General features: G+C 65.2%; 18 protein-coding genes. 8 read left to right on the plus strand and 10 right to left on the minus strand.

Annotated features, from left to right (window positions below; genetic code table 11):
• Positions 1–2 precede the first annotated feature (2 nt).
• On the minus strand, positions 3–6,299 hold the full coding sequence (locus HRU81_08670) for a hypothetical protein (GenBank protein QOJ32164.1): 6,297 nt from the start codon (positions 6,297–6,299) through the stop codon (positions 3–5).
• 305 nt (positions 6,300–6,604) lie between these two features.
• Between HRU81_08670 and HRU81_08675 the strand changes: the two genes are divergently transcribed.
• Positions 6,605–7,621 (plus strand): hypothetical protein, encoded by a 1,017-nt coding sequence (locus HRU81_08675; GenBank protein ID QOJ32165.1) that lies wholly within the window; start codon positions 6,605–6,607, stop codon positions 7,619–7,621.
• Between the two features lie 101 nt (positions 7,622–7,722).
• Here the strand turns inward: HRU81_08675 and HRU81_08680 are convergent, their stop codons facing one another.
• The 6 genes from HRU81_08680 to HRU81_08705 all read right to left on the minus strand — a co-directional run bounded on the left by HRU81_08680 (position 7,723) and on the right by HRU81_08705 (position 14,639).
• Entirely contained in the window at positions 7,723–8,808 is a 1,086-nt protein-coding gene (locus HRU81_08680; protein QOJ32166.1) for an IS5 family transposase, read from the minus strand.
• Between the two features lie 123 nt (positions 8,809–8,931).
• Complete coding sequence (locus HRU81_08685) at positions 8,932–9,966, minus strand: hypothetical protein (protein ID QOJ32167.1); 1,035 nt, start codon at positions 9,964–9,966, stop codon at positions 8,932–8,934.
• Positions 9,959–11,686 (minus strand): GH3 auxin-responsive promoter family protein, encoded by a 1,728-nt coding sequence (locus tag HRU81_08690; GenBank protein ID QOJ32168.1) that lies wholly within the window; start codon positions 11,684–11,686, stop codon positions 9,959–9,961. Before HRU81_08690 ends, HRU81_08685 begins: the two co-directional genes overlap by 8 nt.
• A 58-nt stretch (positions 11,687–11,744) precedes the next feature.
• Positions 11,745–12,458 (minus strand): hypothetical protein, encoded by a 714-nt coding sequence (locus HRU81_08695; protein QOJ32169.1) that lies wholly within the window; start codon positions 12,456–12,458, stop codon positions 11,745–11,747.
• A 239-nt stretch (positions 12,459–12,697) separates the two neighbouring features.
• A complete protein-coding gene (locus tag HRU81_08700) occupies positions 12,698–13,657 on the minus strand; it encodes an IS5 family transposase (GenBank protein ID QOJ32170.1) in 960 nt (319 codons plus the stop codon).
• Positions 13,658–14,033: 376 nt separating this feature from the next.
• Positions 14,034–14,639 (minus strand): hypothetical protein, encoded by a 606-nt coding sequence (locus tag HRU81_08705; GenBank protein QOJ32171.1) that lies wholly within the window; start codon positions 14,637–14,639, stop codon positions 14,034–14,036.
• A gap of 299 nt (positions 14,640–14,938) precedes the next feature.
• Between HRU81_08705 and HRU81_08710 the strand changes: the two genes are divergently transcribed.
• Both HRU81_08710 and HRU81_08715 read left to right on the plus strand, forming a co-directional pair.
• A complete protein-coding gene (locus tag HRU81_08710; protein ID QOJ32172.1) occupies positions 14,939–15,364 on the plus strand; it encodes a hypothetical protein in 426 nt (141 codons plus the stop codon).
• A gap of 235 nt (positions 15,365–15,599) precedes the next feature.
• Positions 15,600–16,001: a DUF411 domain-containing protein gene (locus HRU81_08715; GenBank protein ID QOJ32173.1), complete on the plus strand. Its 402-nt coding sequence runs from the start codon at positions 15,600–15,602 to the stop codon at positions 15,999–16,001.
• Between the two features lie 67 nt (positions 16,002–16,068).
• Here HRU81_08715 and HRU81_08720 read toward each other — a convergent pair whose 3' ends face one another.
• Positions 16,069–18,327, minus strand: a complete 2,259-nt coding sequence (locus HRU81_08720) for a xanthine dehydrogenase family protein molybdopterin-binding subunit (protein ID QOJ32174.1) — start codon at positions 18,325–18,327, stop codon at positions 16,069–16,071.
• 81 nt (positions 18,328–18,408) lie between these two features.
• On the opposite strand from HRU81_08720, the gene HRU81_08725 reads away from it, so the two are divergent.
• Together HRU81_08725 and HRU81_08730 are read left to right on the plus strand one after the other, a co-directional pair.
• Positions 18,409–20,172 (plus strand): FAD-dependent oxidoreductase, encoded by a 1,764-nt coding sequence (locus HRU81_08725; GenBank protein ID QOJ32175.1) that lies wholly within the window; start codon positions 18,409–18,411, stop codon positions 20,170–20,172.
• Entirely contained in the window at positions 20,163–21,539 is a 1,377-nt protein-coding gene (locus HRU81_08730) for an MFS transporter (protein QOJ32176.1), read from the plus strand. Before HRU81_08725 ends, HRU81_08730 begins: the two co-directional genes overlap by 10 nt.
• Positions 21,540–21,552: 13 nt before the next feature.
• On the opposite strand, the gene HRU81_08735 is transcribed toward HRU81_08730, so the two are convergent.
• Complete coding sequence (locus tag HRU81_08735) at positions 21,553–22,614, minus strand: aminoglycoside phosphotransferase family protein (GenBank protein QOJ32177.1); 1,062 nt, start codon at positions 22,612–22,614, stop codon at positions 21,553–21,555.
• 48 nt (positions 22,615–22,662) lie between these two features.
• Here HRU81_08735 and erpA point away from each other — a divergent pair, with 48 nt between their 5' ends.
• Positions 22,663–23,016: an iron-sulfur cluster insertion protein ErpA gene (gene erpA, locus HRU81_08740; protein QOJ32178.1), complete on the plus strand. Its 354-nt coding sequence runs from the start codon at positions 22,663–22,665 to the stop codon at positions 23,014–23,016.
• On the opposite strand, the gene HRU81_08745 is transcribed toward erpA, so the two are convergent.
• Positions 23,013–23,612 (minus strand): MarR family transcriptional regulator, encoded by a 600-nt coding sequence (locus tag HRU81_08745; protein ID QOJ32179.1) that lies wholly within the window; start codon positions 23,610–23,612, stop codon positions 23,013–23,015. The two genes, erpA and HRU81_08745, sit on opposite strands and share 4 nt — an antisense overlap.
• Before the next feature lie 103 nt (positions 23,613–23,715).
• Here HRU81_08745 and HRU81_08750 point away from each other — a divergent pair, with 103 nt between their 5' ends.
• Both HRU81_08750 and grxD read left to right on the plus strand, forming a co-directional pair.
• Positions 23,716–24,042, plus strand: coding sequence for an iron-sulfur cluster assembly accessory protein (locus HRU81_08750; protein ID QOJ32180.1), 327 nt, complete (start codon positions 23,716–23,718; stop codon positions 24,040–24,042).
• Positions 24,043–24,061: 19 nt separating this feature from the next.
• Positions 24,062–24,982 carry a Grx4 family monothiol glutaredoxin gene (gene grxD, locus HRU81_08755; GenBank protein ID QOJ32181.1) on the plus strand — a complete coding sequence of 307 codons (921 nt, stop codon included), beginning with the start codon at positions 24,062–24,064 and terminating at the stop codon, positions 24,980–24,982.
• Positions 24,983–24,986 lie beyond the last annotated feature (4 nt).

The following is a 24,986-nucleotide window of genomic DNA, read 5'->3' on the forward strand; positions in this document are numbered from 1 at the left end:
AGCTACCGGTCGTAGGGCGTATAGCCCGGCTCGGTTCCGGTCGCACGCCGAATGTCGTCGAGCGCTCGTCTCTCCCGCGCGATCGGGTCGCCCGAAGCAGTACTGCGACCAACGTTCTCGTGGTATGGGTTCCCCGATGGATCTCGCGACGATATGTCGGGGAAGCGCCGCTTGCCCTCCGGCGTGATCACCGAGCGCTCCGGCAAACGACCTCCACCCGCCGTAATCGTATGGCCTTCTCGCTCAAGCTGCGCCGCGCGCTCGGCGACAGTTGCGCGGTGAGCCGTACCACCAAGTCGACCTCCCGCCCTTGCGGCTTTCGCCGCCCCAGCCTCCGCATCCGCCGCCTTCTTCGCAATTCGTCGCATCACTCCATAATTTGGCGATTCACCGGCGGTGAGGATATTGGCGCCAAGGCTTACTGCCGCAAGGAGCCGATCACGGTCGGTCGACTCCGGATCGATGATCAGCCAGATATCCACCGCCTCGCCGCAGCCCGGAAAAAAGTTGCAGATCATGTCTGCACCTATTCCGGTCCAGTCAACCTCCCTCCAGTCCGGTTCGAAGCCCATGCGACCATCGGCGGCACTCATCGCCAGCGACCCGTTGCCCCAGGCACCAGATCCGAAGGTGCCAGACTCTCCCCAGCTGCCGTGCCCGGAGGACACCGTATTCCGACTCCCAGCTGATCCCCAACTGTGCCCGGCCGTAGTAGCTACAGCGGTCAGACCCACGGACTTGAGGATGGAGGTGCAGGCCGGCGAGGCCGTCGCGTCACTTCCTACCTCGCAGACTGCGAATGCCACGAAAGCGATGATTTCCGGCCCTACGTTCTTGACCCACTTGAAGCTGACCAGCCGCTTGAAGAAGTTGAACAACCCATACCCCGTCGGATCGGTGTAGGAGAGCGGGTTGTTGGCCACGTAGCTGTAGGGATTTAGGCTTTGCGGCATCTGCAGGTCATCGAGCAGCGGGTCCGGCGACAGGAACCGGCCAAGCGTTGGGTCATACACCCGCCCCTGCATGTGGATCAACTGCACGTTGTCGAGCATCTCGTGCCCGGTGAACCCGCGGTGGTTCCACAGCGTCGCCGTCATCTGCGACCCGCTGCCGTCGTCGGTCCAGTTCGCATTGCGACGGCGCCCGAACGGGTCGTAGCTGTAGCTGAGGGTCTGGGCACCGGCGCCGATCGTCCGGTACTGCGAGGCCACGCTACCCAGGTGGTCACGCAGCGGGTAGTACGCCTCCCAGCCCACCCCGCCGCTGTCCTCGACCTGCGTGTACACCACCTGCCCGTTCGCCAGCGCATGGCTGCGGTACTCGGTGACGCTCGGCCCCACCTCTACCTCGAAGTGCGGCCCCACGTAGTAGATCGTCCGGGTCGCCCCCCCGGCCTTGGCCACCTGCTTGACGATCTGCCGGTCCGGCCCGTAGGTGAACGTGGTGCAGTCCCCACCGCAGTTGGCACTGCCCACGCTGATCTGCTTCGGCTTGCTGAACGCCGTCCAGGTGACCCAGCGGTCATACGCCGTCGTGCCGTTGAAAGCGCGGGTCAGCATGTTGCCGTTGGCGTCGTAGGTGTAGTAGTAGATGTTGCTGGCACTGCCGCAGCCGCTCGGATAGCTGTAGGCGGTGCTCGACACCGCGTGGGGCTTGCCCGGGGTGGTGTAGGTGTAGTAGTCGGTGTATCCGTCCGGCCGGCGCTTGGAGTTGATGTTACCGTCGATCGTGTAGCTCGTGTCCAGATTGGTGATCCCGTTGCGGGCACCATCGGTCAGCCGATTCAGTGCGTCATAGGTCAGCGTCTCGGTCAGCCCCGACTGGTTGCTGTCGGTGCGGCTCTTCAGGTTGCCCACCTTGTCCCAGGTGAACGACAGGTTCTGCACCCCCGTGGTCAGCCCCGGACCGGTCTTGATAGCGTTCACCAGCCCGTTGACCCGGTCGTAGAGCGTCTGTACGTCCAGGGCCCCGTTGCCCAGGCTCGCCTGCATCTCCCAGCCCCGCGCGTCCATCGCCACCAGGTCGTAGCGCGGATAGCTCACGCTGTTCTCCACCTGCGTGACGGTATCAAGATACCCGTTGCTGTAGGTGTAGACGAACTGCGGCCGCAGGCCGCTCACCGTGGTCGGGTAGGTGATCGTGCCCGGCCGCCCCTCGCCGTCATAGGTGTAGTCGGTGGTGTAGGAGCCCTGTGGCGCGCCGTTGATGCTGGTCACCGTCTGGCTCACCAGTGCCAGGCTGTTGTACTTGGAGGTCTCCTGGAACTCGATCGTGCTGCCCACCGCCCCGGCGTAGGTCGTTGCCGTCTGCAGCAGCCCCAGCCGGGCCCCCGTGCCGGCGTTCGTGTTGTCGTAATAACTCCACGTCGTCGTCGCGCTCTGCGTCGTCACCGGGTCGTAGTCCACCCGGTTCGTGAGCCGCCCCAGGGCGTCATAGGTGTTGGTCAGCGTCCAGTTCGGCCACGCCGTGCGCGCGTCACGGGCCCGGTAGAGCTCGCCCCACACCGTGTACTCATAGGTCCAGCTGCCCGCATCGGGGTCGCTCACCTCCGTAAGGAAGCCCCGCTCATCGTCATAGGTCATCGTTGTCGTGTGGTCGGCCGCATCGGTCACCGACTTCAACTCGCCCCAAGGCGTGTATCCGTAGCTTGTCGTCCCTCCCGGAAACGGTTCCTGTACTGTCACGAGGTTGCCTTGTGGATTCACCACGAACACTCGGGTACGCCCCTCCGTATCCGTGACCGTCGTGGTCAGTCGGTCGTACATCCAACTAGTCGTTTGCAGGCTGGTGTCCGCCTCACTCACTTGCCGACTCTCGCTCTTTATCCGGCCCACCAGGTCGTAGGTCCGCGTGAGGCCGTAATACATGCCGTCGACCACCCGGTACGGTACGGTCTCGTAAACGAGACGACCCATATCGTCATAGATGAGGATCTGCCGCGCCTGCCCGGATCCACTCGCCAGCAGGTTCGCCTTACCCACCACCCGCCCGTAGGCGTCCCGGTATGACTCCGACCAGAACCCGTCCGTGCGGGTCTCGCGGATCTTGTAGACGGCATTGGACGGCCAGCACCCTGAGCACGCCGTGTACGTGATCGTGGAGCTGCCCGCCGGCCGCGTCTCCGTGATCAGCCGCCCGAAGTCATCGTACGCCCAGCCCGTCGACTGCCCCTGCACGTTCGTCCGCCCGCTCTCCAGGCCAAGGGCGTTGTTCCAGGCGTGGCCCACCGCGTGGGCCACCCCACCCACCTGGATCGTCTCGCTCGTCGGGCGGATGTTCGCCGTATCGGTGTATTGCACCGTCACCTGGCGGCTCGGGGTGGCCGCTCCAGCCACATCCTGCATCATCGTCTGCAGACGCCCGAGGCTGTCATACGCGTAGGTGGTCTGCAGCTGCTTGGCCGTCGTCGTCCCCACCGTCTCCGTCCAGGGGCGGCAGTTGCTGTAATAGCTGAAGGCCACCTGGCGTGCCGGCGGCGTCGTCACCCCGTCGCTCTTCGTCACACTGACCGTCGCCGGCAACCCCAGGCACCAGGCCGATACCCCGTTGTAGAATGTTCGGTCCGTCGTGCTGCTCAGGGTCGTCACACTCTGCGGCGAGGTGGTGGCCACCTCCTCGTGGCCGGGTGCCCCGTGGGTGTAGTTCCACGGGTAGCCGGACACGTTGGTCTTGTGCGTCACCGTGCGCGCCAGCTGCCCGTTGTGCGCCCCGCCGCTGTCCACCTCGTAGCTCTCCGTCACCTCCTGGTCCAGGTGCACGAAGTGGTACTGGTGGGCGCTGCCAGCGCCGTGATTACTGTCGGCCACCCCCGCCGGTACCGGCGTCTGCTCCGTCCACGTCGGGTCGTAGACCGATACCTTGTTGGCGCCGTTCCACACCGTCACCTTCTCCGGCCGGCCGATGAACGGGAAGCCCTGCTTGTACAGCGTCTCGGTCACCACACTGTTGCGCGAGTCGGTCTCCTTCACCGACTCGAAGCCGAGGTAGCCCCGGCCCGTGCCGTCCACCTTCGCGTTCCAATAGGCGTAATGCGTCAGGAACGTCCCCGTCCCGACCCCGGTGGTCTCCTCCGTCTGGCTCACCACATACGTCGCCCCGCCGCGTACCAGCCGCGTCGTCGGCGGATTCACCGTCGCGTTCGCCGTATAGCCCTCACCGGTCCCCGCGTTGTACGCCCAGTTCGTCAGCGCGTGATACGTCGGCTTGAATGTGCCACCCAAACCGTCGGTGACGCTTGCTAGCAGGTCAGCACGATTCCCGTTCCGGATTCGATGGCGCCATTTGGAACCGTTGTGCATGATCACATCGGCATAGCCATCACCAGTTGTGTCCGCAATCATCAATGTCGTCACCACGGCCGGGCTATCACCACCCACTCCAATAGATATCGACTCAAAACCATCACCATTCGAACGCCGGATGCACCACTGGGATCCGCATGCATAGAGCAAATCCTCTCGGCCGTCGCCATCGTAATCAATCGCAGCCATTGAGGCTGCGGGTGCACTGATACTCGCCCACTCAGTGTGGCCTTTGCCAATACTCAGGGTGTAGCGCCATGTGAAGCAGCCAGCACCACACGTTCCTGACATATACATGAAATCCGTTAGACCATCGCCGTTGATATCAAGCGGTAGAAATCCACCCCCCGGCCCGGCTTCGACAATAAACATGACCTGAAGGTCATCTCGCGCACTTGGTATCGCCTCCAGGTTCCAAAATGACCGAGACACCTCAAATCGTGTAATCGTCCTACTGACCGGCGGTGGAATGTACGTGCTGAGCGTTCGAATCAAATCCGTCCTGCCGTCTCCATCAAAGTCAATTCCACCACGTCTTCCCCTGGATGACACATAACTACCTTCTTCGCCAATCAAGCCAGTCTCCTGCTCGCCACCGAATTCCAAGCCTGCATTAATTCGGAGTTTATCCGCGTACACCATATCGGACAGGCCGTCACCGTTCACGTCTATCAGAGCGAAACTCCAAGTTGCTGATGCTGATATGTTGGTATTGCAGTCACCACTGCTGCAGCCAGCTCCGCTGCCGAGATAGACATGCCAGTTTCCATCAGCACCGACCGCCATGAGGTCTGCAAGTCCATCGCCGTCGAATTCGAGCGTATGCCCAATTAGCTGACCATAGACTGGCCTCGCCAAGTCAATATCAACCGAGAATACGCCGCTTTCTGGATCCGACTTGTAGACATGCCAAGAGCCGGCCACCGGGATAAATAGATCGATCGTGCCATTCCCATCGTAGTCACCGTAGGCAGCCCTATCGGCAGGCAGCCCCGGCCCATCTTGTGCGACCGCCAAGCCAACGGCGCCGTCCTGCCAATCAATTGCTGTAAGGGGCAAACAGTCATTTCCCATCCTGTTGCACTGCTGGATGCTCAGGAGGCGGCTCTTACCGGTGCTGCCGGAGGTATAGTTCAGTGTGTAACGGTGGACAGTGCTGCCGCTGAACGAGTAATCGATGTAATGCAGCCGCCGCGTGGCCTGCCACTGCGAGCCCCACACGTAACCCCCACGCACCGCCCCGGGGAGCACCGTGTTCAGGTCGTCATAGGTAAACTGGATCTTGTACGGTGCGGTGCCGCCGTTGCTCGTCCAAGTCACGTTATCCGGTACGTACTCCCCGGTTACCGGCGAGGTGTAGGTGAAGCTGATCTGGTTGCCGAACTTGTCCTGGATCGTATTGAGCGCCCAGACCCGCACCTCCGTGGTATTCGGCGCCGTGATCCGCGAGTCCGTGTCGCTGCCGTAGAGGTAGGTCAGACCGTTCGGCAAGCTCACCTGAAAATAGGACGGCCCGGTCCCCTGCGTGCCAACCGATACCACCTTCTGGTACCAATGCACCTCGGCGCGGTATTCCATGTTATTCGCGCCATACGTACCGCTGGCGATCTGCACGAGCGGTGCGCCATCCAGACAGAAGCGGTCCGTCGCACTGTAGGTCACCCCGCCGGCAGCGGACCCGTCCAACGGCTTCGTCCGCGGGCAGCGATGGATCTTGGAGAACCCCGACAGCGTCCAGCCGACACCGGCCAGACCATCTCCAGACTGGCTGTCGTAGACCAGCCCGATGTCCGGCTTCAGACCGTTCACCCCGGCCGCCACATCGATCGGTATCGTGTACGTCGCCGAACCCATCGGGGTTACGTCGCCGCTGCCACCTATGCGGCCGACCGCCGCCTGCGCACCAGCGGGCAGAGCCGCTACCACCATGAACGCTGCGGCCAGCAGCCACAGCGACCGGACTGCCCACACCAGGCGATGGATCGCGCGGACGTTCATCAGCCTCACTCCTCACCACCCGGTCGGGTGACTGACTGTCGAGTCCGGAGCGCGCGTCCCGCGCTGCAGATAGCGTTCGGAATCCTTCCCCTGCGCCGCTCTAATTACTCGACCTCTGCATCCCCTGTCAACGCTTCTCAATCAGCCACCCAGGCAACTTCCCCTACGCCTCCTCTCACGTTTCAACTTGGTCACTTTTGCCTCACACATTTGGGTGAAGCCAATGGGCTGAACTTCCCTCTCTCCACGTCCTGCGTTACGATGACAGGCAAATCGTGATTGCCAGCCACAGACGCGCGCGCATCATGACACCACTCACCACGCCCCATGCAGAAGCAGCCGACCGTGGTGCCATAGTCTGTCTTGCGAACTACTACACCCTTATCGCAACCGCAATTCGAGCCCGTCTCGACGCCACTGGACTAGCCTGGCGGCGCATGTCGGAGTTGGAACGAACCCTGTGGCTCAATCGCAAGGCCGCCTCGGCGGTCACGCTCCTGCTGGTACCGGCTGTGGCACTGGTCACCATCCGCTTGGCGCACTCATTCGCTGATGAGGAAACGGTTCACTGGACGCCACCGTCGAGCCCATATGATGCGGCCCGAGTCCCTGGCGCTTCGGACTACAAGGCCATCTGGTCCTCACACCTGTTCGGCACCCCGGCACCTCGCGTCAATGCACCTGCCGATGTCATTGAAGCACCGCTAACGACGCTGTCGTTCAGCCTGCATGGCGTGGTGGCGAGCACCGATGCCCGCTTCTCACATGCCCTCATCGCAGACGGCTCCGGCCGAGAAGGAATCTATTTTCTCGAGAGCGATATTTCTCAGGGTATCAAACTGGCGGCCATCTATACCGACAGGGTGATTCTGAATCACGCGGGCCAGTATGAAACATTGCGGCTGCCAGAGTACGGCGATTCCCGGCGTACTGCTGATCGCCTCGCAGGCGCACCCACAGCCACGGACCCGGAGGAATTATCCGGAGGAGGCCACCCGGAACAGACAGCTCCATCTCCGCCCCGCCTCGCCGACATCATGACGTCCCGACCGCATGTCACGGGCGGGCGATTCTCGGGACTCGAAGTGTATCCGGGTGAACGCGGCGAGGACTTTTCCAGGCTTGGACTCAAGCCTGGAGATATCATTACGGAGATCGATGGCCGCAAGCTTACGGCATCGGATCCCACCGCTCCATTTCAGAGCCTCGCCGCAGAAACGTCGCTTACCTTCACCATCGACCGGCGTGGGCAGACGCTCAAACTCAGGATCGACGATGACCGGCCTGCCAATATGGAGATTAACAGGGTGATGCAGAACTGACGGATTCGAAGCGGTTGTCATCGATTCGCATGGTTACCTCAGCAGGACTCGCCGTTGTTCCCGGCGCTGGTCGTTCATGCCGCCCGGTCGGGCCGCTGTTCCTACGTCACCAGCGGCGCCAGCCGCGCCATCCTGAGCAGGTTGTAGGCGCTGGCTGCGAGGTAGGCGTACAACTGGTTGCGCTCGATGCCGACGAAGCGACTCTTACGCAGCCCGCCGACGGTCTTCAGCCAGCCGAAGATCTCTTCGATGCGTTTTCGCTGCCGCTGACTGAGCCGGTAGCTCGCATGCCGGGTGGTGCGGGCATCGAGGCCCGGCGTGCGGCGGCTCTCGATGCGGGCGATGTGCGGGCGGATGCCTTTCTCCCGCAGGTGCGCGACGAACGCCTTATTGCAGTAGCCCTTGTCGGCACCGAGCGTGTCGATCGGCACGCGCTTGCGCCGCTGGCGGGCCAGCTGTTGTGCGGCCGCCACCGGCTCGGCGAGCCGGGCATCGGTGATCTGCAGATCGGCACACAGCCCGTGACGGTTATCCATGAGGGCATGGCCGGCGAAGCTGAGCTTGGCCGGCTGGCCCCAGCCCCGGCGCATGAGCTTGGCCTCCGGGTCGGTGCTGCTCTCGTGGGTGGCGTTGGTGCGCCGTTCCCCCTTGAAGTCCACCATGCCGGTGCCGTCGCCGCCGTCCTTCGGCGGCGGGCCGCCCTTCTTCCTGAAGCTCTTCAGGCTGGCCCAGGACTCGATCAGCGTGGAGTCCACCGTGAAGTGCTCGGAGCCGAGCAGCTGTTGCCCCCGGGCGAGCTTCAGCACCTGCTCGAAGAAGCGCCGGGCAATATCGGTCGCCACCAGCCGTTCGCGCAGCCGCGAGAAGTTCGACTGGTCGAGCCCGGGGTCGTCCAGGCTCAAATCGAGGAACCAGCGGTACAGCAGGTTGTAGTCGAGCTGCTCGCAGAACGCCCGGTCCGAGCGCACCGAGTACAGCGCGATCAGCAGCTGCCCCTTCAGCAGCCGCTCCGGGGCGATCGAGGGGCGGCCGGTCGAGCCGTACAGCTCGTCAAGCTCCCCGCTGATCGCTGCCAGCGCCTGATCGGCGTATGCCTTGATCGAGCGCAGCGGGTGATCTGCCGGAATCCGGCGTTCCGGCGACACGTAGGAAAACAGACCGGACTGGGGGCTGACTTCGCCGCGCATCGTTCGCGCTCCGACAGATATGCTGGCCCGATTATTACCCGCTGTGAACGACGTCGCGAGCGGTGTTTTGCATCACCCTGTTAACAAACCGCGAACGTGAGTCCGTACCATCGGACTCCTGGCCTAATTCAGCCCAGATCGGTGAAGCTCCATGTACCCGCCGAGCCACGAGTCATCCTGGCCCGCGGGCGCCTGGAGATTCGGCGGACCAACCCCAATGCGATACTCCTGCGTCCAGAAGCCCTGAATAGACGTCACACGGCTTTCACTGTCGGTGGTCACCCGGAGCAGCAGGTTATCCAGTCCCGGATTCTCTCCGGCTCCCCAGATGCTGATGCCCTTCGTACACTCTCCACCGCCCGTGTTGTCATGGCATTGGTAGCCAGAAAACTCCGCGGTCGTGACGGCGCCAACATTGCCTCCCAATGCCGGGCTGCGCCCGACAGGCAATTCTCCCGGACTCTGCCAGGTGCCTTCACCCCACTTCCCATCGGTAGTCAGCGCCGCTTCGGCGCTCGGGTAACAGTCGCCCGGGTCCTTCGTACGACAAATCCTCTTTGGATATCCCCTCGATCCAATAACGTAGTCGAAACCACCTGAGTCGTTCCTCGTCGCGCTCGTGACCCGGGTGGCAGCCAGCCGGTGAGTCATGGTGCGCCACTCTTCAACCGCCCTCAGCACTTTCGTGGCGGCACCAACCCTTGTTGCCACGCTTCGGACCGCGGGACCGACTTCGAAGACTGCCGATATCACTGCCTTTCCCGGCGCGCCCGGAGGTCCTGGATCGACGGTAACCACTCCGCTGACCACGGGCGCAATCCGGCCATCGGCCGGCGATGGCACGTGTGAAATAAGCGCCTCGGGGCTCCCCAGCGCATAGTAGACCGTATTCACCGTAGGCCCGACCCAGGGAATGGCCTGGCCGCCCAATTCGCCATGAGCATGCTCGTAGGAACAATCCACCTTGTACCAGAACAATGAGATGTGGATGCAGCCGTTCTCCTGACTGCGATTGAAGGTTCCCTCCACCGGCGTCTCGACGACCGCAGCAAACGCGGGATTCCCCGCCGTTGAAGCAAACAGCACGACAACGACTGCAAGATTACGCGCACCCCATACCACCCTCGGCACGCACGCCAAACCGAGCATGTCAGCCATCCCCGACTTCCACCACGACGCAGGATTCAAGCAGATCCCGCTGCTCGTCACCCAAGACCGCACGAGGAACCTTGACCGGCGCGCCCGGCACGCTCCCTTCCTTTTTCGCCTGCAGTTGCAGAAGCTCGGAAAACGTACCGCTCCTGACGATCTTCACTTTCGGCTCGACAAGGCGCTCCACCGATCGGCCCATCAAGTCGTAGTATGGGTTGACTTCCTTCAGGTTGCGGTCCAGATGTACCGACAGCTCCCTTATATCGTCCACCTGTGGCAATGCCCCTTCCAATTCGATGTAGAAGGTGTACTCACCCTGGCCGAGCGGCGTGATGGTGCCCATCACGGAGTAGTCACGCACGCCTGAACCCGCAGGACGCCATGCACCCAGCGCCTCTTCGACAGCACGCGCCGTCTGATGCTCCGTGACCTTTTCGCCGACGAGGTTGATCATCGTGCCGCGCCGGTACAGAAAGTTGAACACCGGCGCCTGCCCCACCCGGTCGACTACGCGGACGATGTCCCCCATCCGGTACCGGTAGAGACCCGCGCAACTGGTCTGCACGAGTTCGTATTCGTGTCCCAACTGGACATCCGCCAGGTCGACCGTCCTCGGTACGGCCGCATCGAGCCCTTCGAGCGGCAGGAACTCGAAGAATGCATTCCCCACGGCGAGGGCATAGTCATTGCGGCCGTCCAGCTTGAGGTTGATGCCCAGGATCCCCTCGGTAGATGAATGACAGCCTGAATAGAAAAGGATGTCATCGCCAGCGAGCTGCCGCAGCCGGGGTACGGAAAGCGCAAAGGAACCGGAGGTCACGGTCCTGAAGTACTTCATCCCAGGCCAGAGCCGCCGGGCCATGCCCTCCATGCCGTCTGCTAAGACCCGCTCCACCTCGGCAGCGCGTTGCGGGCGAGAGCCGCAGACGCGCAGCACGGCCCCGCGCTCTTCCGCCGTGAGTTTCAGCCAGGATGGTATGGTCCCGGATCTGAGGTTATCGACCAGCTCGTCCCGATGCTGGTCAAGAAGTCTAAACCATGCCGTCAACTGCGGGGCGAACGGGGTCGAGATGTACATCGCATCCCGATCGGCAAGACCGAACAGGGCATGCAGATACAGCATTGCTGCTGGATCCTGCACTGCGAACACCGCCTCAGGTGAGGTCCACAGCACCGGTATCTGCCGCCGGATTCGCGCCATTCCGGCATTGGGGCCCGAAACGAGGGGCACCTGCAATCCTGGCTCCGCCGGCGCCTGGTAGGTGCCCATCAGGCTGATTCCACGCCCCGGGCCTCGCGCTCCTTCGACCCCTCGATCGAGCACCCCCTGCTCCACAAGAGCCACCATGAACACCGTCTTTCCTACTGCTCGCGCCGAGCGCGGAATGCGCTTCGGCGTACCTGTGGTGCCGGCGCTGCCGACAATGGTTGTAACGGGATCGGCGGTTAGGACATTGGCTTCGCCGCGAGAGATTCTGGCGACCGGATCAAGGTAATCACAGTACGCCGACAGGGGCACTGCCGCCCGATACGCCGAGACCATGTCCGGACTGGTCAGAATACCGGCAAAGTCGTGCCGCCGTCCAAACTCGCTCGCTTGATTCCGTTGCAAAATCGACCGCAATTCGCGCAAGTTGATTGCATCGGCGTGCGGCAGACGGCGCTCGAACGAGCGGAGCGCCAGCGCGCTGGCGGCATGAAACAGCTTCTTTCGCACGCTCTTCATGGCAAGCAGCGATCCGACTTGGCGCATTGCCGCCGAGTTGCGGAAGACACGCGATCCATTATCGCCAAGCCGCCGCAGCCGGGTACGCGGCAGCCTTTTCCCCTATTGCCGCACCCGCCTCCCTCAGAACGAAGGCGCCCGGGCACTCACCCCCTGTCCGGCATGCAGCCGTTACCGACGGTATGCGGGCTATGCGCCGTGCGAGCTCGGCGAACGTTTCGTTTGGAAGTCCACGTGCAGTCGCCAACGGCGCACCGAGACGCAACTCGCGGGGTACAGCCATGTCATTGACACTACTGGGCACCCAAGCATAGCTGACGGTGACGCCCACAGTTGCCAGCGCTTGCTCGGCCTCCGAGGCCGCCAAGCCAAGTCTCCCAACTTCCACAAGCACCACATGCGTATCGGTGCCACCCATGACCGCTGGCAGACCGGCTTCACACAGGGTCGCCGCCAAGGTCCTGGCGTTGCCCACGAAAGCTTCTGCGTAGCGCCGAAATGCCGGGCCCGCGCTTTCCATGAAGCAAGCTGCCCTCCCGGCAAGTAACGCCATATTTTTTGAGATCTGCAGCCCCGGAAACAGGGTCCTATTGACAGCGCTGATCAACTCCCTGCTGAACGCCAAATCGAAATCCTGTCCGCACAGCGTCATGTAGGTGCTTGCCGTGGTGGGATGGGAGCAGTTGATGGGCGCGAGATAAGTCCCGGCAGCCACTAGGCTAGCAATGTGGACCATATCCATAACCAGCAACGCACCGATTTCGTTTGCCACCCGCCGCAGAGGTGGTTCACGACCAGCACCCGAAAGTCACGACTCATCGCTCGCAGTGCGCTCAACACCGCCAATTTGGCCATTGGCGGTGACAGGCTGCACGTTAGGGAAGCTCTGATCTACCGGTCATGAGAATGGGGATTTCGAACCGAACGCGATGCCTGTCGCTGCCTGTCGGTGATTTCGACCCCGATTGCGGGTCTGAACGCTGCTTTTGGCGACATTCATCGACACGGATCCTACGCTCGTGCATGCAGCAATTTCCTGCGCGCCATGAACAGGTTGGCCAACGCCGCGGTCACTTCCAACCGATGCCGGTTCTTGGCCAGCCCGCGGTAGCGCACCTTCTTGAAGCCGAACACGCGCTTGATGATGGCGATGCTCTGCTCGACCTTCGCGCGCACCGAGGACTTGCGCCGGTTGCACGCCTTGATCTGCTCATCGATCCGCCCGCCGATGCGGTATCGCCGGTTGGTGAAGTCCTTGGCTCGGGGCGCAGCCCGGCGGATTTCATCTCCGTGCCCTTGATACGCCTGATCGCCCCACACGCGCGTCTCCTCGCCATGCAGCAGGTGAGGCAGTGCATCGCTGTCGGCCACGTTGGCGGCCGAAGCGAGGATCGTGTGGATGAACTTCGTCTTGCTGTCTACCCCAACATGCGCCTTCATCCCGAAGTACCACTGCTGTCCCTTGGCGGTCTGATGCATCTCGGGGTCCCGCTCCTTGTCCTGGTTCTTGGTCGAACTGGGCGCGCTGATGATCGTGGCATCGACAATGGTGCCATTGCCGATCTTCATTCCATTCTCCTTCAGGTACTGGTTGGTCGCCTTCAGCAGCGTCTTGCCCAGCCCATTGCGCTCCAGAAGGTGGCGGAACTTGCAGATCGTGGTCTCGTCCGGCGCCGCTTCGATTCCCAGATCAACACCGGCAAAGCTGCGCATCGTCGCCGAGTCGTACAGCGCCTCTTCCACCGCGGGATCGGACAGGTTGAACCACAGTTGCAGAAAGTAGATGCGCAGCATCCGCTCCAGCGGCACCGGCGGTCTGCCGCCCGATGCTCCACCGCCCTTCGGGTACACCGGATCGATGGCCGCGGCCAGCTCCTTCCACGGCATGATCCGCTCCATCTCGCCAAGGAACTTCGCACGGCGTGTGGTCTTGCCGAACTTCTCAAATCCACCCAGTGTCTGCTGCTTCATCACGACCTCCGCACGATTAAGCAATCATGCCTCAGCGGGCGGGGGTAAATCAGAATTTCCTTAGCGCTGCTGGCCCCGAACAAACGGCACGCAGCGTCGTTTGCCTTCTGTTCGACGGCATCCAAACTCGATAATGCTCCCTGGAATCTGGCACCCATGGCGCTCTCCACAGTCGTTGCCGCGAGCACCGGCCATTGCACTGCCCGCAGAATTGAACCCCAGGGGTAGGCAGGTTCTCCGACGCGTTGAGCTTGATGGACTGGCTGTAGGATCGCTCTGCGTTGGCGAGGAGCGCCTCCAGTGAGGCCAGGGCCGGATCGGTATCGCCTTGGGCTGCTAGCTGGTTGGTTGTGAGTAGGGGAGCCACCACCACATCTCATAGCCTGCGCTTGGTCACCAGCGGTAGCTGCACCACACCGGGAAAGTCGGGAAATATCTGATGCAGGATGGACGAGTCAACGTGCGCACCGTCTATGAATGCCCAAGACCCTGCCCCTGGCTTACGCACTCCGAACTGGAAATTACGGCTCTCGATGCGCAAGCCGTTAGCTGAAATGATGATCAGAGTTGGTACTATCGCGAAATCATGAAACTTGGAATTCACCACTGTGGGCGGCTCAGGGAACGTGAATGACTCGATACGCATGTTCCCCTGCCTGATCCGTTTGACGGCCATGGCGGCAGCAGAACGCAGCGCATCTGCGCCGCCTGGAGCGGCGCGGATGTCGGCGAAGGTGAATTTCAGAACTCCATCTATATCACCTGAGTAAAGCGCCTCCATCGCTGCGCGAACGTCCCGCTGGGCGGTGGCGGCAGCATCGCCGGGCTCCGCAGCGTGCACTGGCTCACCCGGCTCCTTAGCATGTGCAAAACCGAGTGCAATTGCCAAAATTAGCAGAACAATTCCCGGTAGCACGACACTCCGCAAGCTCATATGTCGGTGAGCAATCTTCAGCCACACCCTAGCTGCACCACTCATCATGTCGGCAGAAACCGTAGCGGAAAGGTCATCGGAACCAGAGAGCACCATAAAAATTACCGACCCTGTGACCTACCAGTGCATGCAGTCTATGCAGTAAGGGTACATGTCTGTCGGTTCTCGCCACCACCTCCACCTGTCCATCAATCCCCGAGAACTCCAGCCCGTACGCCTTCTCTCGTTTCAATTTGGTCATGTTTGCCTCACCCATTTGGGTGAGACGGCACTCGCAGCTATTCCGAGACGCGACTGCGAAGATTGACAGTACAGGGAGAACCGCTGTAGGTTCATAACCGATAGACATGAAGCCTGCCGAACTCACTCGGCTGCAGTACATTGGGGAGATCGTTGTGCTGATCAGTGTCTGGTCGAATCGTCGGACAATTACCGCGGTTACGCTGCTGTTCTCGTTAATTACGGCATCTGGCGTGCGGGCCAGTGGACACTGCGACTATAAGCAGTTCTCGCCGCGCCTCAATCGCTGGTTTCCGATGTGCCAGATGCCAGCAAGTAATGGCACTTGTGAAACGCTCGCGGTCTCAAAAGGGATAAGCGAGGTCAAATATGCCGAAGGTGCCTGTGCAACGCAAGGGGTAGTTGGCGAGTGCACGACGGGCGACAAGCAGCGTTTTTTCTACTCAGGCAAGTCGTCCTCTCTCTCCACAGGCTGTCAGCGACTTGGTGGTGTTTGGAACACCAATCAAAAGCCACAGACCTCATCACCTTGAAGCGTTCCCCCAACGACGCGCCGCCATGCGATTCAGAGGTCATTCTTTTCACCAATCTGATGGTGGCTCGACAACACGGCAGGGCATCGAGAGATCTGCATGCATGGTGTTGGCCATCCTAGTATCACTAATCTTAACGTCACCGACGCTCGCAGGGGATGCGTCCGCTCCGCCAAGCGGGCCAACTGACCTGGTTCTATACAAACTTCCCACCTGCGGATGCTGCCGGACGTGGATGAAGTACCTTCAAGCCAACGGGTTTAGTGTCACCAGCTTTGACGTGAATGATCTCGTGCCGCTCCGGCAAGAGTACGGCATTCCCATGGAAGTAGCGGGTTGCCATGTCGCCAGGATCAGCGGCTACTTGCTCGAAGGTCACTTGTCAGCCGATGAAATCCGGAAGTTGCTGACAAAAAAACCAAATATCATGGGACTAGCAATCAAGGGCATGCCAAAGGGCGCTCCCGGAATGGATGGCCCCGGGTCGGAGCCCTATGATGTGATTGCATTCCAGCGAAACGGTGCCACCAGCGTTTTTGCATCGCACACCGGCTCGCAGGAACCACCAGCCACATCATCCGACGAGCAAGCGCCATCGGCGGAGAGGGAAAGGCAGCCGGCGCTCGAAGGCAAGTAGACGGCTTCGTAGTCTGCCGCGGGATTTCACCTGAGATTTGTCGCCACGGCAATCGACGGCTTCTGGACTAGAGCCTGAAAGGCATGCTGCGCAGCCGCCGCCCCGTCGCCGCGAAGAGCGCGTTGGCGAGCGCCGGTGCCAGGCCTGGCACGCCGGGCTCGCCGACACCGCCGGGACGCCCGCCCTGGGGTAGCAGCTGCACGCTGATCTCCGGCGTCTCCGCCAGGGACAGCAGCCGGCAGTCGTCGAAGTTGCCCTGCTCCACTACGCCGCCACGGATGCTGATGCGCCCGTAGAGCGCCGCAGAGAGTCCGTCGAGGATGCCGCCCTCCATCTGCGCGACGACGGTGTCGGGGTGGATGACGACACGCGGGTCGATGACGCAGCTGACGCGCAGCACGCGGAAGCCGGGTTTGTCGCTGCCGGCATCGGCATCCACCGCCACCTCGACCACCTGGGCGACGAGGCTGTCGTGGCTTTCGATGAAAGCGAGGCCGCGGCCCTGCCCCGCCGGCAGCGGCTGGCCCCAGCCGGCGCGCCGCGCGGCCTCGCGCAGCACCGCCTGGTGCTTCGGGCGGCCGTCGAGGTGCGCCAGGCGGAAAGCGAGCGGATCCTGGCCGGCGGCATGCGCCAGCTCGTCCATGAAGGACTCGATGACAAAGCAGTTCTGGGAGTACCCGGTGCTGCGCCAGAAGCCGACCGGCACGCCGGTCTCGCGCGGCTGGAAGGCGCAGCGCAGGTGGCGGATGCCGGTGTAGGGCAGGTTGGCCGCGCCGGACATGGCGGCGGCGTCGGCGCGTGCGTCGCCACCGCGTGGCGTCGGCGTCCTGCGGAAATAGCTGGCGGCGACCGACTGCGACGCCAGCACGTAGTCGAGCACGGCGATGCGCCCGCCGGCATCGAGCCTGGCGCGGGCGCGCGCCACGGTGGCCGGGCGGAACATGTCGGCGCGCACATCCTCCTCGCGTGAATAGAGGAGCTTCACCGGTCGCCCCGGCCAGGCCCGCGCAGCACCGACCGCATGGCGCACGAAGTCCATTTCCGCGCGCCGGCCGAAGCCGCCGCCGAGGAAGCTGCTGTAGACCGTCACCTTCGCCGCCGGAACCCCCGCCACCTGCGCCGCGACGTCGCGGGCGATGCTCGCCGCCTGCGTGCCGACCCAGAGCGTGACGCCGCTGTCGTCCACCCGCGCGGTGCAGTTCATCGGCTCCATGCACAGGTGCGCGAGGTACGGCTGCTCGTAGACGGCCTCGACCACCGCGCCTGCCTGCAGCGCGGTGGCGACATCACCCTCTTCGCGGAACACCGCCGGGTCCGGGTCATCCAGCGCGCGCCGCCAGCTCACGGCCTGCGCAGCGCCGGACAGCGCCAGCCGGTCGGCCGGCTCGGGCTTCAGCGACAGGCGGGCGGCGGCACGCAGCGCCGTCCAGCTGTCCGCCGCGACCACCGCCACCGCCGTCGAGCCGAGGCGCACCACGCCGGAGACGCCCGGCAGGCTGCTCACCTCCGGCGCGTTGTCGATGCCGGCGATGCGCGTGCCCACCAGCGGGCTGTGGCGCACGGCGGCGAAGAGCATGCCCGGCAGCACGGTGTCGATGCCGTAGCGCGCCTCGCCGGTGACCTTCGCGGGGATGTCCAGGCGCTGCGGCGAGGTGCCGACCAGGCGGAACCTGGCCGGGTCGCGCAACGGCAGGTCGCGGGGCACCGGCTCGTTCGCGGCGGCTTCGGCCAGTTCGCCATAGGTCAGGCTGGCGCCGGTCACGGGATCCACCACCAGCCCGCGGAAGCTCTGCAGCCTTGCTGCCGGCACCGCCCAGCGTCTCGCGGCCGCTGCCACCAGCATGGCGCGCGCCGCGGCGCCGGCGCCGCGCACGGTATCCCAGGCGTCCAGCATGCTGGCGCTGCCGAGTGTCACGGCATGGCCCATGGCGTGGAACGCGTCGCGGGCAATGCGCTCCGCGAGGCTGCCGGCCTCCAGTGCCGCCAGCGGTCCGGTGCGCTGCGCGGGACCGAAGTTGTAGTAGGCGCGATCGACCGGCGTGAACTCGAATCGCACCTGCTGCCAGTCGACGTCGAGTTCCTCGGCCAGCAGCATGGGCAGCGAGGTGGTCACGCCCTGGCCCATCTCGGCCCGGTGCACCCCGAGGATGACCTCGCCCTCTGCGCCGATCTTCACCCAGGCGTTGACGGCCTTCGCCCCCGGCGTGGAGGCAGCGAAGCGCGCGGCCGCGGCGCTGTCGTCCAGCCGCCGGGCGATGGCCCATACGGCCAGCCCGCCGCCGGCCGCGAGGCTGCCGAGGATGATTGTCCTGCGCGAGATCGCCATGGTCCGCCGGCTAGTATACTGGCGCGGGGTTGGAGGGCCTGCGGCCGTGACGATGCATCCGCGAAGAGGACCACGCGCGTAATGCCGGCCGGGCGCCGCCTGGCTGCGCTGGCCATCGTCACCGCACTGGCGGTGACGGCCTGCCAGCCTGCCGATCCCGTGGCCGCCGATGCCGACGTCATCGTCGTCGGTGCCGGCATCGCCGGCCTGGCGGCGGCGCTGGAGGCGGAGAGCCACGGTGCGCGCGTGCTGGTGATCGAGGCGAATTCCGTCGCCGGCGGCCATGCGGTGCGCGCCGGCGGTTTCGCCCTCGTCGACACGCCGCTCCAGCGCAGCAGGGGCTACCACGATTCCCCCGACATCGCCTACCGCGACCTCATGGCCTGGGGCGAGGATGCGGACCCCTGGTGGGTGCGCTTCTACGTCGACAATTCCCGCGAGCAGGTCTACGACTGGCTCACGGCCATGGGCGTGAAGTTCACCGTGGTGGTGCCCGCTCCCCAGGCCAGCGTGCCGCGCTTCCACTTCACCCGCGGCGCCGCCGTCAATGCCGTCGTGCCCATGATCCGCGAGGCGCTGGCCCGCCCGCGCATCGAGTTCCTCTGGAATACGGAAGTCACCGAGATCCTCCGCCGCGACGGCCGGATTGCCGGCGTGCGCACCGAGCGCAGCCGCAGCGGCGGCCGGCGCCTGTACCACGCGCCGGCCGTGATCCTCGCCACCGGCGGCTTTCAGAGCAACCTCGATCTCGTGCGCCGCAGCTGGCGACGTGACCTGCCGGCGCCGGCGCGGCTGCTGATCGGCGCCGGGCAGTACGCGACCGGCAGCGGCCTGCGGCTGGTCGAGCCCTTCGGCGCCGCCCTCACCCGCATGGATCACCAGGTCACCTTCGTCAACGGCCTGCCGGATCCGCGTGACCCCGGTGGCGGCCACGGTCTGCTGACGCAGAACCCGGCGGCCATCTGGGTCGATGCCACAGGACGGCGCTTTACCAACGAGGCGGCCTCGAGCAAGGTCACCGACCGGGCGGTGCTGCGCCAGTCGCCCGCCACGCACTGGCTGGTGTTCGACGCCACCGGCGCCAGGCAGCTGACGATCCGCGGCGCGGCCTGGCTGTCGGCGAAGACCATCGAGGAGGAAATCCTCGACAACCCAACCCTGGTGAGCAGGGCGGACGACATTGCCGCGCTGGCCGCAGCAGCCGGCCTGCCGCCCGACGCGCTGGTGGAGACGGTGCAGCGCTTCAACCGCTTCGTCGACCAGGGCATGGACACCGACTTCGGCCGCATTGGCCCCGGCATGAGCGAAGCCCCGCCGCCGGCGCTGCGCCAGCCGCCGTACTACGCCATCCAGCTGTTCCCGATGACACGCAAGAGCATGGGTGGCCTGGAAATCGACCACGAGACGCGCGTGCTCGGCGGTGCCGGCCAGGTCATCCGCGGGCTGTTCGCCGCGGGCGAGGCGACGGGCGTGGCCGGCATCAACGGCAGCCATGGCGGCGAGGGAACCTTCCTCGGCCCGAGCGTGCTCATCGGCCGCGTCGCCGGCCGCAGCGCGGTGGCGCAGGCCCTGGGTCCGCAGGCGCTCGGCAGGCGCCAGGCAGCGGACGCAGCTCCCGCGGACGCATCGCCGGCCGCGGTCGCTCCCCGGGCCCAGCCCGCAAATCTGCCGGCATTGCTGGCCCAGCAACGCCGCGGCTACTGGCACTTCGGCGTTTCCCACGCCCTCGTGGTGGAACGCGGCGAGTCCTGCGACAGCTGCCACAAGAGCCCATGGGGCACCGGCCCGGCGACCACGGCGGCACAGCGTATCGTGCAGCTGGACAGCTGCGTGCGATGCCACTGACGCCGGACACCGCGCGCAGCGACGCCGCGCAGGACTACCCCGCGCCAGCCTATGCCTGGTACGTGGTCGTCGTCCTGACCTTCGGCTACGTGGTCTCCTTCCTCGACCGGCAGATCTTCGCGCTGCTGATCCAGCCGATCCGCGAGGACCTCGGCCTGAGCGACACCCAGGTGAGCCTGGTCGGCGGGCTCGCCTTCGCGCTGTTCTACACGCTGCTCGGCATCCCCATCGGCCGCCTGGCCGACCGGCGCAGCCGCCGCGGCCTGATCGCCATAGGCGTCACGCTCTGGTGCCTGATGACGGCCGCCTGCGGCCTGGCACGCAACTACTGGACCCTGTTCCTGGCGCGTGTCGGTGTCGGCGTCGGCGAGGCGACGCTGAATCCCGCGGCGCTGTCGCTCATCAGCGACTACTTCCCGCGCCACCGCCGCGGCCAGGCCATCAGCTTCTACAACATGGGCGTGGGCCTCGGCGTCGGCATCGCCAACATCGTCGGCGCCTGGGCCATCTCCGTGGCGACCGCGGCACCTGCGATGGTGCTGCCCGGCTACGGCCCGCTCCAGCCCTGGCAGCTGGTGTTCATGTTCGTGGGCCTGCCGGGCCTGCTGGTGGCGCTGCTGATGTTCACCGTGCGCGAGCCGCCCCGCCGCGACCGGCTGCGCCTCGCCGGCGCCGACGGCACGGTCCAGGAACAGCTCTCCGTGGCAGACGCGCTGCGCTTCCTCGGCGCGCGCTGGAAGACCTACGCCACGCACTTCGTCGGCATGTCGGTGGTCACCATCATCGGCTATGCGCTGTTCTTCTGGGTGCCGACGATGTTCGTGCGCAGCTGGGGCTGGACGATCCCCGAGAGCGGCTATGCCTACGGCCTCATCACCCTGGTCTGCGGCCCGCTTGGCGTCAACCTCGGCGGCTGGATCGCCGACCGCCTCTACGCCCGCGGCATGCGCGATGGACTCATGCGCACCAGCCTGTTCGCTGCCGCGCTGGTCTTCGTGCCCGCTTCGGTCATCGCACCGCTGATGCCCACGGCAGCCGGTGCCGTCCTGTTCCTGATCCCGTCGAGCCTGGCTGGCGCCGCCATCACCGCCACGGGCGTGGCGGCGCTGATGATGATCACGCCCAACCAGCTGCGGGGGCAGGTGACGGCCCTCTACTACTTCGTGCTCAATGCGCTGGGCCTGACCATCGGGCCGACGGCCGTGGCGCTCATCACCGACTATGGCTTCGGCGACCCGCAGGCGCTGCGCTATTCGCTGGCGGTTGTGGGTGCCGGCGCCGGCATCCTCGCCCTCGGCTTCCTCGCCACCAACCTGCGCCTGTATCGTGCCGCCATGCTGGAGGCCGAGGGCTGGGACCAGCGCTGAGGACGCCCCTGCTTCAGCCGTCGAACGCCGCCCTGACTACCGCCTCGGCCTGCGTCGCCTGGGCCGCCAGCGACGCGGCTGCCGCCATCTGGCTCTCGGCGCGCCGCTGGTTATGCTCGCTGGCACTGGCGAAGTCGCGGGCGTTCCAGCCGAAATAGCTCTCCTCGAGGGCATCGGCGCAGAAGCGCGCCGCCAGCTCGACGTAGATCCTGTGCGTGGCCGTCACCAGGCTGCGCCACTCGGCCGCGGTGACGAAGCCGGCGGCCGCTTCCGCGTAGCCGGTCACCGCCGCGCGGAACAACTCCAGCGAGAAGCAGGCCTGGGCATGGTCTTCGCCGCCGGGGTTGCACCAGGAGCGGAACGCGTCGCCGAGTTCCAGCGGCAGCTGCATGTGCGCCAGCGTATCGAGGTCGACCAGGCAGAGGGCATGCTGGCCATCGTGCGAGAAGAGGATGTTGCCGGCCTTGGGGTCCCCGTGGACGATTCGCTCGGGTACCGCCTCCAGGGCGGGCAGGCCTGCGGCGGCAGCCAGTATGCGCCGCGCCAGCGGTTCCACCGCAGCGTAGCGCCGATGACCGGCGTGGCGGGCCAGTGCGGCACGCAGATTGGCCAGGTGCCGCGCCGTATCGTGCACGCCCGGCCGCGCGTTCTGAAAGCGATGCCGGAGGGGGCCCAGCGCCCGGTGGAAGCCCGCCAGCACCCGGCCCGCTTCGCGTGCCTGGCCGGGAAGCCCGAGGCGGTCCAGTGCCACGCCATCGATCCAGGTCAGCGCCCGCCACACCGCAGCGTCCTGCTCCACCCAGAGCGCACCGGTCGCGGTGCGGACCAGCAGCGGTGTCACCAGCCCCTGCCCGGCCAGGTGGCGCGTGACCACGTCGATGTCGGCATTGATCGCGGCCTGGAAGATGGGGTGCAGCCGCTGCAGCACGAACCTCCCCTGCGGCGCATCCACGACGAAGGTCTGGTTGATGAGGCCCGCCCCCAGCGGCGCCACCGGGCTGCCCGCGGCGCCATAGGCCGCCAGCACCGGCTCGAGGCCTGCGGCAGGCGCCGCGGCAGGCGTCATGGCGCCCACGCCCGGCTTCCTTGACAGTGCCCGCCCAGCCCCCGGAGACTATGCGGCATGGATACTTCCACGAGCGACGATGCCCCCGGGCTGGTGTTCACGGACGCGGCGGCCGCCAAGGTCTCGACGCTGATCCGTGACGAAGGCAATCCGAACCTCAAGCTGCGGGTGTTCATCTCGGGTGGCGGCTGTTCCGGTTTCCAGTACGGCTTCACCTTCGACGAGAACTCCGAGGAAGGCGACACCCACGTGGAAAACCAGGGCGTCACGCTGCTGGTGGACCCCATGAGCATCCAGTACCTCGCCGGTGCGGAGATAGATTACAAGGAAGACCTCGAGGGCGCGCGCTTCGTGATCCGCAACCCGGGTGCGGCCACGACCTGCGGCTGCGGCTCCTCCTTCTCGGTCTAGCGTCTCGCCGGCTTCTCCCTGCCGCCGGCACCACAATCCTTGCAGTGCACGCACAGCTGCTCGAGCTCGGCAGCGGTCAGCGGCTCGTGCATCAGCCGGCAGGTGAATCCCGTGTCACTGCAGCCCGAGAGGTGCCCGCACAGGGTGCAGATGCCCGGGACCGGGCGCTCGCGTTCCACCGAGAGCCGGTGAAGCATCAGGCGCAGCCCGCTGGCGGTGCGATCGCGCTGGGCAGGGGTGAGGGTGTTGGCCGCGTCGACCACAGCCTCGAACGGATCCCTGGCCAGTTGCCGGCGTGCCTTGTCGGTGAGGTTGAAGGTGGCGCTGCGCCCATCCCGCGTCGAGCGCACGCGGGTCAGGAAGCCGCGCTCCACCAGGCTCTTGACGGTCTGCGAGGCGGTGCCGCGCGTCGTGGAATGGAACTCGGCGAAGGCCGATACCGTGCGCGAGAAACGGTTGGCGCGGGCGAAGAATCGCAGCGCCATCCACTGGGCAGGCGTCAGGCTCGCCGCGGAGGATTCGCCGTAGGCCGCCCTGCCGAGTTGCAGCGCCAGCTCGGCCACGCGCCGCTCGGCGCTGAGTTTCTGCCTGGCCATGCGCCGATGGTAGCGGAGCCCCAAAATGTTGACAATTTCGGCTCCGGCCCGATATCCGGTAACATGCGCACATGGTTTTGAGCCGAAACCAGGATCCCCTGCCATGGCCATCCACCTGACCGAAACTGCCGCCCGCCGGGTCCGCGACTACCTGGCCCGCAACGCCGCTGCCGTGGGGCTGCGCCTCGGCGTGCGCAAGTCGGGCTGCTCGGGCTGGACCTATACGGTGGAGTTCGCCGAGGCGGTGGGTGCCGGGGACGTGGAGATGGACGCGGCCGGTGTCCGGCTGGTGGTCGCCGCGGACAGCCTGCCGTTCCTGGACGGTGCCGAGATCGACTACGTGCGCGAAGGCCTGAACGAGAAGTTCACCTTCCGCAATCCCAACGCTGCCAGCCAGTGCGGCTGCGGCGAAAGCTTCAGCGTGCAATAGCACCAGGACCTGCAGGACCATGGATACCCAGACCCGCGAGATCATCGAAGACGTGTTGCGGAGCAACCGCGTGGTGCTCTTCATGAAGGGCCAGCGCCAGCAGCCGCAGTGCGGGTTCTCGGCCAAGACCGTGGCGGCCCTGGACATGCTGCTGCCCGAGTACCTCGACATCAACGTCCTCGACCACCCGGAGATCCGCGAGGGCATCAAGGTCTACGGCAACTGGCCGACCATCCCCCAGCTCTACGTCGGCGGCGAGCTCATCGGCGGCAGCGACATCGTGCTGCAGATGTTCGAGTCCGGCGAGCTGGCCGAGGTGCTCGGCGTCGAGGCGCCGGCCAGTGGCACGCCGCGCGTGGAGGTGGCGGCCGACGCGGCGGCGATGATGCGCAGCGCCATGGAGCAGCGTCAGGGCGTGGTGGTGCACCTGCGCATCGATGCCCGCTGGCAGCATGCGCTGAGCCTCGGTCCGGTTGCCGCGGGCGATCTCTGCGTCGCCACCGGTGGCATCGACCTCTACATGGAACCCTGGACGGCGGCCCGTGCCGACGGCCTGCGCATCAGCATGGAAGAAAGCCTGCAGGGCACCCGCGCCAGGTTCGACAATCCCAACGCGCCGCCGCCCGTGCAGCAGATGAGCGTCAGCTCGCTCAAGGCGCGCATGGATGCCGGTGAAGCGCTGCAGCTCATCGACGTGCGTGGCCCGGACGAGCGCGAAAAGGCCGCCATCGCCGGCGCGCGGCCCTGGGACGAAGCCACCGACCGCATGCTCGATGCACTGCCCCGCGATGCCATGGTGGTGTTCCACTGCCACAAGGGCGGACGCAGCCAGAAGGCCGCCGAGTACCTGCGCGGCCGCGGCTTCCGCAACGTGCACAACCTCGCCGGCGGCATCGACGCCTGGTCGCTGGAAATCGACCCGGCGGTGCCGCGCTACTGATGCG

The organism is Gammaproteobacteria bacterium (assembly GCA_015709695.1).
Classification (GTDB): domain Bacteria; phylum Pseudomonadota; class Gammaproteobacteria; order Steroidobacterales.